Raw genomic sequence first — 12289 nt, 5'->3', positions numbered from 1 at the left:
CGGAAACGGGAACATTCGAATTTAAAGGACTGGTTAAAGACTTCTTGCCGCTGCCAGCACCTCATCGGCATGGCCGTCGACCCGGACATTGCGCCAGACCCTGGCCACTCTGCCATCGCCCCCGACCAGTACCGTGGTGCGAAGAATTCCAAGGAAGCGCTTGCCATACATGGACTTTTCGCCCCAGGCGCCATAGGCCTCCAGCATCTCGTGCGTCTCATCCGAGATGAGGGGCATGGCGAGCTTGTGCTTGTCGCGGAACTTCTCCTGGGCCTTTAACGGATCGGCGGAGATACCGAGCACGGCGGTGCCGGCAGCCGTAAAGGCGTCCGCCAGTCGGGTGAAATCGATGGCCTCCCTGGTACAACCGGGCGTGTCGGCCCGGGGATAGAAGAACAGCACGAGCTTTTGGCCGGCGTAGTCCGTAAGCGTGACCACGTCGCCGCCGTCGCGGGGCAGGCGGAAGGCGGGAGCCTTCTGACACTCGGTCAAGGCGGCCTTCGCCGCCCCCGGCGATTTGGAGGAATTTAACTGTTTCGATGGGGCCTTATGTGATCCTGCTTTTGCTACTGTCTTGGTTGATTTGCTCGCCGGTGTCCGCTGTGTTTTCGCGGACCTTGTTTGAGTCGTTGCCCGCGTTTTCACGGGCTTCTTTTTAGCCGTCGGACTGCCGGAGGGCGTTTTGGACGATTTCTTTTGGGATTTCTTGGACATACGCCTTCCTTTCGTCGCTTTCGGCAGGTCAACCAAAGCGGTATTGCAGCTCTCGTCCGGTGCCCCGGAATCGCGCCCTCGGCTGGGCAAGTCTGACGACGCCGGAGTATGGTTACAAGGAATTCCACGCACCACCCCACTGCTCGTTGAACGCGCTTCCGGGGCGAAATGACGAACAGCAGGAATATTCGAGGTATGGCGGCAGTGCCGGCGCGGGGGTCTTCGCTCCCCATCGACGGCTGCGGTCCCGGCGGCGCTCAATCCTATGATGGGCGCCTGTATCGAGAGGCAATGGCAAGGAATAAGTCGCCCCAGGACTACAACCGGGACTTCGATCGGCGCGGCGGTCAACCACAGCCGCAGGAATGGGACGACGCCGATTGGGATCCGGATCAGGAGGAGGCGGCGGGCCATCGCGCGCGCCGGCTGCTGTCGCGCTCCAATTCGGGCTTCCATCGTTTCGGTGACGGATTCAGGTCGTTGCACCGCTGGCTGGGCGGCGGTCGATGGCTGATGCGCTTTGCCATTGTCGTCAGTGCCCTCATCGTCATTTTCGTCGGCTGTTTCGGCGCGCTGTGGTGGCGGCTCGGCGCGGGTCCCATCAATCTCGACATTGCAACGCCATGGCTGGCAGCCGCCATCGAGGACAATATCGGCCACGGCAACACCGTGGAGGTGGGCGGCACGCAGATCGAGCGGGCGGGGCGGGTCCGTATCGCCGTCCGCATCCGTGACATCATCGTCCGCGACCGCGATCACGCCATTGTCGCCAGTGCGCCGAAGGCCGAGGTGAAGCTATCGGGTGCGGGTCTCCTGATGGGGCATCTGCGCGCCGAAAGCCTCAATCTCGTCGATGCCGAGCTCGCGATCCGCATCGCGCCTGACGGCACCGTCACGGTCTCGGCCGGCGACACCGCAAAGCCGCTGGCTACCGGCGTGGCCTCCAAGAAAGAGGCGGGCCTGCCGCCGACATTCCCGCGCAATGGCGTCCCACCGCCGCCATTCGCCACTCAGCCTGCGAGCCCGGACGCGTCCCAGGCCGCGCCTCAGGCGACCGCACAGAGCGGAATTCTGCAGGGCCTCGACTGGCTCGACAGTCTGAGCATGACCGGCCTCGACGGTCAGAACCTCAACGAGATCGGTCTGAAGAACGGCAATCTGATCGTCGACGACCAGCAGCGTGGTAGCAAATGGTCGTTCGAGAACATCACGCTGAGCCTGCGCCGGCCGAGCCGTGGCGGCGTTACGCTTAGCCTCGGCGAGGAGGGCGCGCGTCCGTGGATGCTGCGCGCCACGATCGGGCCGGTCGAGAACGGCGTGCGCTCGGTCGATATCCGCGCCGACAAGGTCTCGACCTCCAACATCCTGTTGGCGCTGCGGGTCAAGGATCTCACCTATACCGCTGACCTGCCGCTGACGGGCGAGCTGAAAGGCGAGCTCGGCCGCGACGGCGTGCCGACCTTCTTCCGTGGCAAGATCGCGGTCGGCGCCGGCAACATCATCGATACCGACACGCCCGATTATCCGATGGCGATCGATCAGGCCGAGATCAACGTCGAGTGGGACGCGAACCGGCGGGTGCTGGTCGCACCGTTGAAGGTTCTCTCTGGCGCCAACCGCCTGACGCTGCTGGGGCATCTCGAGCCACCGAACGGCGCTACCAATGATTGGCAGCTCGGCTTCAGTGGCGGCTCGATCCTGCTGGGTGGCATCGACAACGAGCCGCCGCTCGTCTTCAACCGGATTGCGATCGGCTTCCGTTTCGACACCGACCACAAGCGTCTCTTGCTGACGCAGGCCGATATCAGCAATGGCGAGATCGGCGTCGCCGGCACCGGTGCCATCGACTATTCCGGTGAGCCGCGGCTGACGCTCGGCTTTGCGGGAACGCCGATGTCGGCCTCCGCGCTGAAGCGGATGTGGCCCACATTGATCGTTCCCGAGCTGCGTGAATGGGTGATCGAGCGGATCGAGCGTGGCACGCTCCAGCGCATCGAGATCGGCATCAATTCGCCGACGAAGAACCTGCCGCGCAAGGGCCCGCCGATTCCCGACGACGGCCTGTCGGTCAACATCGTCGCCAGCGGCGTCGCAGTCCGTCCCGTGGACGGCATGCCGGTTGTGCACGATGCCGATCTGAAGGCGCGGGTGACCGGGCGTACCGCGACCGTGAATATCGCCCAGGGCATTGCCGATACCCCCGCCGGCCGCAAGATCACGATCTCCGACTTCACCTTCGAAGTGCCGGACATGGCGCCCAAGCCGTCGCCGTCGCGCACGAAGTTCCGCGTCGAGGGACCCGTTCCCGCTGCGGCCGAAATGCTCGCCAATGATCGCCTGAGCGATCTGTCGTCGACCGTCGTCGATCCCAACACCAGCAAGGGAACGTTCTCGGCGAACATCCAGCTCGGCATGCCGGTCAAGGGCGAGCTGACCAAGGCCGACACCACCTATGCCGTGACCGCCGACCTCAACGGCTTTGCCGCCGACAAGCTGGTGATGAACCAGAGGCTTGAGGCCAACAACCTCAAGATCGTCGCGAGCAACCAGGGCTATCAGGTCAAGGGCGACGTCAAGATCAACGGACAAGCTGCCTCGATCGATTATCGCAAGCCGACTGAAGGCGATGCGGACGTCAGATTGCAGGCGACGCTGGACGATGCCAGCCGCGCGCGTCTCGGATTCGATCTGAGCCCCGCCGTCAGCGGATCGTTGCCGATCAAGCTGTCGGGCAAGATCGCGAGCGCCGCGGACCAGACCACGAAGCTCGGCGTCGAGGCTGACCTGACCTCGGTCAAGCTCGACAACATCCTGCCCGGCTGGGTCAAGCTGCCGGGTAAGTCCGGCAAGGCCAGCTTCAAGGTGGTGCCGACGGCGCAATCGACGCGCCTGGAAGATATCGTCATCGAAGGCGGCGGCGCCTCGATCAAGGGCTCGCTCGAGGTCGACGCGAACGGCGACCTCATGAACGTGAATTTCCCAACCTATTCGCCCTCTGACGGCGACAAGACCTCATTGAAGGCCGAGCGCGGTCAGGACGGCGTGCTGCGCGGCACCATGCGCGGCGACGTCTTTGACGGCCGCGGCTTTCTGAAATCGGCGATCTCAGGCAATTCCAAGGACGACGGCAAGAACAAGATGAAGAACGTCGATTTCGACATCGACGTGAAGCTCGGCGCCGTCGCGGGCTTCAACGGCGAGGCGATGCGCAGCGTCGACGCGAAGATGTCGAAACGCAATGGCGCCATCAAAGCATTTACGCTGAGCGGCAAGATCGGTCGCGATACGCCTGTTGCGGCCGACCTGCGCGGCGGCCGCGCGCAAGGCAATCGCGAGGTGATCTACCTCCAGACCAACGACGCCGGCGCGCTGCTGCGCTTCACCGACACCTACACCAAGGCGGTTGGCGGCCAGATGGTGGTAGCGATGGAGCCGCCGACGTCCGAGCCGAACACGTCGCGCGAGGGTCTCATCAACGTGCGCGACTTCACGGTGAAGGGCGAGGCGCAGCTCGAACGCGTCGCTGCCGGCGCGCCCAACGGCACCGGCAACGGCGTCTCCTTCAGCGCGCTCCGCGCCGAGTTCACCCGGCAGAATGGCGCGCTCACGATCCGCGACGGCGTGGTCAAGGGACCGATGATCGGCGCCACTATCGAGGGCTCGATCGACTATCCCGGCAACCAGGTCTGCATGAGCGGCACCTTCGTGCCGATGTATGGCGTCAACAACATCTTCGGCCAGATCCCGCTGTTCGGCATCTTCCTCGGCGGCGGCAACAACGAAGGGCTGATCGGCGTGACCTACGAGGTTGTCGGCACGCCGGCCGCGCCCGTGATGCGCGTCAATCCGATCTCGGCGATGGCACCGGGCCTGTTCCGCAAGATCTTCGAATTCAACACCGGTAAGCAGAACTCGCCGTTCGACGAATTCCCGTCGCAGTCGAACGACGGCTCGACCGGATCGACGCGCCAGCTGTCGAGCGGCTGCAGCCTCGCGCGGCGATAGAAGCGGGGCTCGTTGTAGTTCGTAGCTGATCAGATTCGATTGTGGCCACGAAGTAAGGTGCGCTCCCTCTCCCGCTTGCGGGAGAGGGGTGGGGAGAGGGTGTCTCCGCAGCGAGATTCCCAATGAGGAGAAAGCCCTCACCCGGCGCTTCGCGCCGACCTCTCCCGCAAGCGGGAGAGGTGTAGGACCCGCGGCTCAATCGATCGCCTGCTCTGGACTACGCCCCGTCGCCTACGCCGCGCGCACGCCGGCCAGGAACGTGCCGACTTCGCCGGAGAGCTGTTCGGCCTGCTTGGAGAGGCCCGAGGCCGCCGCGAGCACCATGCCGGCGGCATTGCCGGTCTCGTTCGCAGCCGTGCTGACGCCACCGATATTGGTGGTGACCTCCTTGGTCGCCTCCGCGGTCTGCGAGACGCTACGGGCTATCTCGGCGGTGGCGGCGCCTTGCTCCTCGATGGCAGCGCCGATCGAGGTGGCGATGCGGCTGACCTCCTCGATGGTGGCGGTGATGCCGCCGATCGCGTCCACCGCTTCCTTGGTCGCGCCCTGGATCTGGGCGATCTTGTCGCCGATCTCGCGGGTGGCTTCTGCGGTCTGGCTCGCGAGCGACTTCACCTCGGATGCGACGACGGCGAAGCCGCGACCGGCTTCGCCCGCGCGTGCGGCCTCGATGGTGGCGTTGAGCGCGAGCAGATTGGTCTGTGCCGCGATGCTGGAGATCAGCTCGGCGACGTGCTCGATCTGCTGGGCACCATCGGACAGCGCGCGCACGATGGTGTCGGTGCGGCGGGCACTGTCCACCGCGCGTCCGGTGACCTCGGCAGACTGCGCGACCTGACGGCTGATCTCGGTGATGGAGGAGGAGAGCTCTTCGGCTGCAGCCGCAACCGTCTGGACGCGCTGGCTGGCCTCGGTGGCGGCCGAGCCGACCACGGCAGCGCGGCGGTTGGTGCCTTCGGCGGTGGACGACATCGACTTGGCGGTGGCCTCGAGTTCGCCAGAGCCCGAAGCCATCAGGCCGACGAGCTGGCCGACGGAGGCATCGAAGCGGTCGGCAAGCGCGATCAAGGCATCGCGCTTCTCCTGCTCGCTGCGGGCCTTGGTGGCGACCTGCTCAGCCTCCAGGGTGCGTGCCGTCAGCGCGGTTTGCCGCAGCACTTCGAGCGTCTCGGCCATGCGGCCGATCTCGTCGCCGCGGTCGGTCTCCTCGACCACCTTGTCGATGGCGCCTTCGGAAATCTCCTGCATGCGGTTCTTCTGGCGGTCGAGCGCGCCGAGCACGTCGCGGGCGATCAGCCAGGACAGCGTCGCCATCAGCAGCATCAGGCCGATGCCGACGGCGGCCAGCTCTAGCGTCAGTGCGCGCACGTCGGCGTCGATGTCGTCGACATAGAGTCCGTAGCTGATGGTCACGTTCCAGGGCGCGAATTTGCGCGCGAACACGGTCTTGCGGACCGGCTCGGTCTGGCCGGGGCGGGGATAGAGATACGAGGTCACACCGCCTTGCGCGGTCTCGCTGCCGGCCTTGATGATGGCGTCGGCGATCAGCACGCCGTTGGAATCCTTGGCGCCGGTGATCTTGCCTTCGAGCTGCTGATTGGCGCCGTTCACGACCAGGGAGGTGTCCTGATTATAGACCACCGGGTAGCCCTGGCCACCATTGAAGCTCATGCGTCGGCCGCGCTGGTGGAACGAGCTCTTGGCCTCGGCTTGCGTGAGCTTGCCGGCCGTCACCTCGTCCTGGAGCGATTGCGCGTAGTTATAGAGGAGCTCCACCGCGGTCCGCGTCTGCTGGACGCGGTCCTCCATCATGCGGCTCTTGCTGAGCACGGCCGATACCCCAATGATGGCCGTGACCGTAAGCGCCGCGAGGCAGACCATGCTGGCGAGCTTGGTGCGGATCTTGAGATGACTCAGCAGCTGCATCGCGGCCCCTATGGAATGGTTGTTATTGCACGCGTCGGTAGCATGAAGTTCTTACCAATCATGAACGGACGCGTGCGACGCGCTGCCGCGCACGCGGCCGCATGCGCAAATGTGCAGGCGCAACGCGCTTCGCCTGCGCATGGCGCGCCAGATCGCGGTGAGAAATGATGCTGGATTATGGTTATGACCGAGCCTGGCCGGGACGGCGATGAATCGATTCGTTCACCGCATCATCATGTCCGTGCTGCTCGTGGCGGCCCTCGTCCTGATCTGGAACGTGCTGGGCTCGCGGTAGATGACACCGGCGAAGCTGCCGGCGCCATCCGTTACTTGCACGCCAATTGCGCGGGTCAGCGCCGCGCGTAGGCGCCGCCGGTCGATTCGCTTTCCTTGCCCATCGCCGCATCGACGCTGACCGTGCCGCCGCCGGCTGCCGAGAGGTAGAGACAGGCGAAGCAGAACAGGATCGCGGCGGTGCCGCCGTTGAGCAGCGGCAGGAACACCGGCGCTTCGCCCTTGAACATGTGGCCCATGAAGTAGGCGAAGGCCATTTCACCCGAGAGAATGAAAGCCGAGAGGCGGGTAAACAGGCCGAGCATCAGGAGCGCTCCGAGCACAAGCTCGAGCGTACCGGCCGCGTAGATGATCGGCGGGATGTTCGCGAAGTACGGGAGCACCGGAAACTTGAACAGCTTGGCGATACCGTACTGGAACAGCAACAGGCCGGTGATGAAGCGGAACAGGCTCAGGAGAACCGGTTCAAAGCGGGTGAGATAAGGAAAGTTCATTGGTTTGCCCTCCATCCAATGCTGTGACCCAATGCTGAGACTTGGACCGCATTCGGTTCGGCCTCGCAAGCCACCCAGGATGAATTCCGCTCTGACATTTTCGTCATGTCAGACAAAACACCGCAGGCTCGCGTTCGATCCGAATTTTTTGCTCGTGTTTGCGTCATGCCCACCCGTAATTGTCCGGTGACGCCAATGAACTCAAGTTACCCCTGAGAAACCTACCGCCGCAAGGCGGGCACGACCAGGAACGGAATCATCCCGAGCACCACGCTCGCAAGTGCGAAGGCGAGCACTGCATTGTAGCCGTGGGTTGCATCATGAATCAGGCCGCCGCTCCAGGAGCCGAATGCCGAGCCGAGGCCGCTGCCGATCGAGATGGTACCGTAGATGGTGCCGACGCGTTTACCCTGGAAGATTCTCATCGCGGTGGCGCTGATCAGCGGGCCGCGCGAGCCCATCATGCTGCCGAAGCAGACGACGAAACCGCTGAGCAGGATGATGTTTGGATCATACTGCAAGAGCCAGAGCAGGAAGATGCCGAGGATCGAGATCGCGTAGCTCAGCAGCACCGACGGGCGGCGCCCGATCAGCCCGTCGAGGGCGGAGACTCCCAACATGCCGAACACCAGCACGACGCCGGAGAAGCCCCAGGCGGTCGCGGCCTGGAGCGGCGGAAAGCCGGCGTCGATCAGATAGGCCACGATCTGTGCGGCGATCGCATACATGCCGACCGCGGTGAAGAAGAAGGTCGAGAACAGCGCCCAGAATGCGTGGTGCCGCATGGCACCGAGAAGCGTCCAGCCGTTGTCCACGAAATCAGGATCGGTCTTCTTCACGACATGCGGCGAGCCGGCAGCGAACAGCCGCCACGGCAGCAGCATGAGCGGCACCAGCAGGCCCAGAGCCGCGAAGCCGAACAGCTGGTAGGTGCCGCGCCAGCCGATGTGATCGATCAGAAGCTGCGAGGCCGGCAGCAGTGCCAGCACGCCGCCGCCCATCGCCGAATAGACCACCGACATCGCAGTCGGCAGGCGGGGCCCGAACCAGCGGCCAAGCAGGATCGAGTTCGGTACGATGCCGATGAAGGCAATGCCGATACCGACGCAGAGGCCGACCGAGAGCTGGAATTGCCACAGGTGCTGTGCGTGCGCCGCGATTAGGAACGCAGCGCCGAGCAACAGCAGCCCGAGCGCATAGACGAGGCGCGGTCCGGAATGATCGAACAGGCGTCCGACGAAGGGCGCGGTGAGACCGCTGGCGAGCCAGGTCAGCGAATAGACCGAGACGATCTGCGCGCGGTCCCAGCCGAAGCTCTCGGAGATCGGCTTCAGGAACACCGTAAAACTGTCGCCGAGCCCGCGGCCCAGCACAGCCAGTGTGAAGCAGAGCGCGAGCACGGTGAGCGCGATTTGCACGGCGCCTTGCGGCGTTACCGCGACGCCATCCCTGTTCGTTTCCCTGTTGGTTTCCCTGGGCGTGTTCTGGTCCATTGCCGGTCAGGGAGCGCGCTTCGGCGCGCCCTGACAAGCAGCGAAAAGCTCATACGCCTATGCAGGCTTGATGAGGACGTGCTTCTTCTTGCCGAACGACAGCTTGATCACGCCCTCCGGCGTCAGATTTGCTCCTGACAGCGCCATCTTCTCGTCGGTGACCGGCGCGTCGTTGATGCGCAGGCCGCCGCCCTTGATCTGGCGCCGGGCTTCGCCGTTGGAGGCAACCAAGCCCGCCTTAACGAAGGCGTTGAGCACGCCGAAACCTGCATCGAGCTCGCCACGCGGAATTTCCACCGTCGGCAGGGTTTCGGCGAGCGCACCTTCCTCGAAGGTGCGGCGCGCAGTTTCGGCTGCCTCGTTGGCAGCGTCGCGACCGTGCAGCAGCGCGGTCGCTTCGGTCGCGAGCACCTTCTTGGCCTCGTTGATCTCGGAGCCGCCGAGCCCCTCGAGCTTCTTGATCTCAGCTATCGGCAGCGTCGTGAACAGCTTCAGGAATTTGCCGACGTCGGCATCCTCGGTGTTGCGCCAGTACTGCCAGAAATCATACGGCGAGAACTGGTCGGCGTTGAGCCAGACCGCGCCTTGCGCCGTCTTGCCCATCTTGGCGCCGGACGCCGTTGTCAGCAGCGGCGTCGTCAGCGCGAACAGCTGGTGCGTGCCCATGCGGCGGCCGAGATCGACGCCCATGATGATGTTGCCCCACTGGTCGGAGCCGCCCATCTGCAGGCGGCAGCCGGTGCGCTTGGCGAGCTCGACGAAATCGTAGGCCTGGCAGACCATGTAGTTGAACTCGATGAAGCTCATCTCCTGCTCGCGCTCGAGGCGCAGCCGCACGGAGTCCATGGTCAGCATGCGGTTGACCGAAAAATGCCGGCCGACGTCGCGCAGCATCTCGATCCAGTTCAGCTTGGTCAGCCACTCCGCATTGTCGAGCATGACCGCGTCGCTCTTGCCCTCGCCATAGCGCAGCACCTTTGCGAACACGCCGCGGATCGAGGCCTTGTTGGCCTCGATCTCGGCGACGGTGCGCATCGCGCGCGTCTCGTCCTTGCCGGAGGGATCGCCCACCATCGTGGTACCGCCGCCCATCAGCGTGATCGGCTTGTTGCCCGACTGCTGGAGCCAGTGCAGCATCATCATGGTCAGATAGTTGCCGATATGCAGCGAGGGGGCGGTGCAATCGTAGCCGACATAGGTGGTCGCCTCACCCTTGGCGGCGAGCGCGTCCAGCCCCTCGAAATCGGAGCACTGGTGGATGAATCCACGTTCCTGCAGGGTATTGAGGAAATCCGATTTAAATGCAGTCATCTGTCGGCGTGCCTGACAATTCTTGGTTTACTGTTTTGGGGGCAATTTAAGAGTCTTGCATGGGAACTCGATTGCCACCCGCCACTTGGCGCTGTGGCATTATAAGATGTGTCCCTCTGGCACAAGATCGGCATGCCAGGGCAGGTCTTTTGAGGACGCTGATCCATGATGTTGACGGCACTCGGTTTGATGAGCGGCACCTCGCTGGACGGTGTGGATGTCGCGCTGATCGAAACCGACGGTAAGCAGGTGAAGGCGTTCGGGCCGACCGGCTACCGGCCCTATAGTCCCGCTGAGCGCAACCTGCTGCGCCAGGCGCTGAGCGAGGCCGTGCACCTGTCCCAACGCGATGCTCGGCCGGGGATCCTGGCCGAGGCGGAGCGCGTGGTGACGCGGGCCCATGCCGAGGCGGTCGCCACTTTCGTCGCGCAGAACCGGATGAGGCCGGAGGACATCGACATTGTCGGCTTCCACGGCCAGACCGTGCTGCACAGGCCCGAAAAGCGGTTGACGGTGCAGATCGGCGATGGGCCGGCGCTGGCCAAGGCGATCCATATCCCAGTGGTGCATGATTTCCGCGCCGCCGACGTCGAGGCCGGCGGGCAGGGCGCGCCGTTCGTGCCGGTTTACCACCGGGCGCTGGCCAATTCGCTCGAGCGCGAGGGCCCGATTGTCGTGGTCAATATCGGCGGCGTCTCCAACATCACCTATATCGACGGCAACGACACGCTGATCGCCTGCGACACCGGACCCGGCAATGCGCTGCTCGACGACTTCATGTACCGCCGCATGAACCAGGCGTTCGATGCCGAAGGAAAATTCGCCGCGCTCGGCAAGGCTGATGAGGCCTGGATCGCGCGCGCACTGGAGCTGCCGTTCTTTGCAGCTCCGCCGCCAAAGTCGCTCGACCGCAATGATTTTGCTGCGCTGAAGCTCGGCGACATGCCGCCGGCCGACGGCGCCGCGACGCTGACCGCCTTTACCGCGGCGGCCATCGCCCGGGTCATTCCATTGCTGCCGCGGCGGCCGCGCAGCTGGATCGTCTGCGGCGGCGGGGCTCGCAACCTCACCATGCTGCGGATGCTGCGCGAGCGGGTCGGCTCGGCCACCGTCGAGGCCGCCGAAACGCTCGGCTGGGCCTCCGACGCCATCGAGGCGCAGGCCTTCGGCTTCCTCGCCGCCCGCGGACTGAAGGGCCTGCCGCTGTCCTATCCGGCGACCACGGGCGTGCCGATGCCGATGACGGGCGGGGTGATCGCACGGCCCTGAAGTCACAGGCAGTTGATGCAGACGCACCGACCTTGACGAGTTAATGCAATTGCATCTATATAGATGCAGTTGCATTTAACCGCCGAGATCGCCACCATGACCGCTTCGCTCAAACTGATCAGCCACAAGCTTTGTCCCTACGTGCAGCGTGCCGTCATCGCGCTCAAGGAGAAGGGCGTGCCGTTCGAGCGGATCGATATCGATCTGGCCAACAAGCCCGAATGGTTCCTGAAGCTATCGCCCCTCGGCAAGGTGCCGGTGCTGGTGGTTGCGACCGACAAGAGCGAGGTTGCGTTGTTCGAGAGCAACGTGATCTGCGAGTACATCGAAGACACGCAAACAGGCGCGAAGCTGCATCCGGCGGATGCGCTGAAACGTGCCGAGCACCGCGCCTGGATGGAGTTCGGCTCGGCGATCCTTGGCGACCTCTGGGGGCTGGAGACGACGACCGATCCGGCGACATTCGAGAGCAAGCGCCAGGCGCTCGCGGCCAAATTCGCGCGCGTGGAAGCCGCGCTTGGCGCAGGGCCGTATTTCGCGGGCGAGACATTCAGCCTCGTCGATGCGGTGTTCGCCCCGGTCTTCCGCTATTTCGACGTGTTCGATGAATTGACCGAGCTTCGCATCTTCAGCGATCTGCCCAAGGTCCGCGGGTGGCGGGCCGAGCTCGCGAAGCGTCCGAGCGTGCGCTCGGCGGTCGGCGCGGACTATCCGCAATTGCTGCGCGCCTTCCTGGTGCGGCACGATGCGCATCTCTTGAAGCTCGCGGCCTGAGGCGACGCC

8 protein-coding genes are annotated in these 12289 nt (G+C 64.4%); 3 read left to right on the top strand and 5 right to left on the bottom strand.

The genetic code is table 11. The features are described from left to right. Nucleotides 1-33: 33 nt before the first annotated feature. Nucleotides 34-714, bottom strand: coding sequence for a peroxiredoxin (locus tag ACNJX8_RS22690; RefSeq protein WP_439356812.1), 681 nt, complete (start codon nt 712-714; stop codon nt 34-36). Between the two features lie 195 nt (nt 715-909). Here ACNJX8_RS22690 and ACNJX8_RS22685 point away from each other — a divergent pair, with 195 nt between their 5' ends. After that, nucleotides 910-4719 carry a YhdP family protein gene (locus tag ACNJX8_RS22685; protein ID WP_439356811.1) on the top strand — a complete coding sequence of 1270 codons (3810 nt, stop codon included), beginning with the start codon at nt 910-912 and terminating at the stop codon, nt 4717-4719. A gap of 231 nt (nt 4720-4950) precedes the next feature. On the opposite strand, the gene ACNJX8_RS22680 is transcribed toward ACNJX8_RS22685, so the two are convergent. The 4 genes from ACNJX8_RS22680 to tyrS form a co-directional block, all read right to left on the bottom strand. Further along, a complete protein-coding gene (locus ACNJX8_RS22680; protein WP_439356810.1) occupies nt 4951-6645 on the bottom strand; it encodes a methyl-accepting chemotaxis protein in 1695 nt (564 codons plus the stop codon). Between the two features lie 350 nt (nt 6646-6995). Beyond that, a complete protein-coding gene (locus ACNJX8_RS22675) occupies nt 6996-7433 on the bottom strand; it encodes a DoxX family protein (protein WP_164940400.1) in 438 nt (145 codons plus the stop codon). A 221-nt stretch (nt 7434-7654) separates the two neighbouring features. Next, nucleotides 7655-8926 (bottom strand): MFS transporter, encoded by a 1272-nt coding sequence (locus ACNJX8_RS22670; protein WP_439356809.1) that lies wholly within the window; start codon nt 8924-8926, stop codon nt 7655-7657. Between the two features lie 57 nt (nt 8927-8983). Continuing rightward, nucleotides 8984-10237, bottom strand: coding sequence for a tyrosine--tRNA ligase (gene tyrS / locus ACNJX8_RS22665; RefSeq protein WP_128943526.1), 1254 nt, complete (start codon nt 10235-10237; stop codon nt 8984-8986). 165 nt (nt 10238-10402) lie between these two features. On the opposite strand from tyrS, the gene ACNJX8_RS22660 reads away from it, so the two are divergent. Both ACNJX8_RS22660 and ACNJX8_RS22655 read left to right on the top strand, forming a co-directional pair. Then, complete coding sequence (locus ACNJX8_RS22660) at nt 10403-11506, top strand: anhydro-N-acetylmuramic acid kinase (protein ID WP_249761350.1); 1104 nt, start codon at nt 10403-10405, stop codon at nt 11504-11506. 96 nt (nt 11507-11602) lie between these two features. Continuing rightward, a complete protein-coding gene (locus ACNJX8_RS22655) occupies nt 11603-12280 on the top strand; it encodes a glutathione S-transferase family protein (protein WP_128934097.1) in 678 nt (225 codons plus the stop codon). Nucleotides 12281-12289: the final 9 nt, after the last annotated feature.

Source organism: Bradyrhizobium sp. SPXBL-04, assembly GCF_051853035.1.
Lineage (GTDB): Bacteria > Pseudomonadota > Alphaproteobacteria > Rhizobiales > Xanthobacteraceae > Bradyrhizobium > Bradyrhizobium zhanjiangense.
This window is presented reverse-complemented; position numbering and strand designations above follow the sequence as displayed.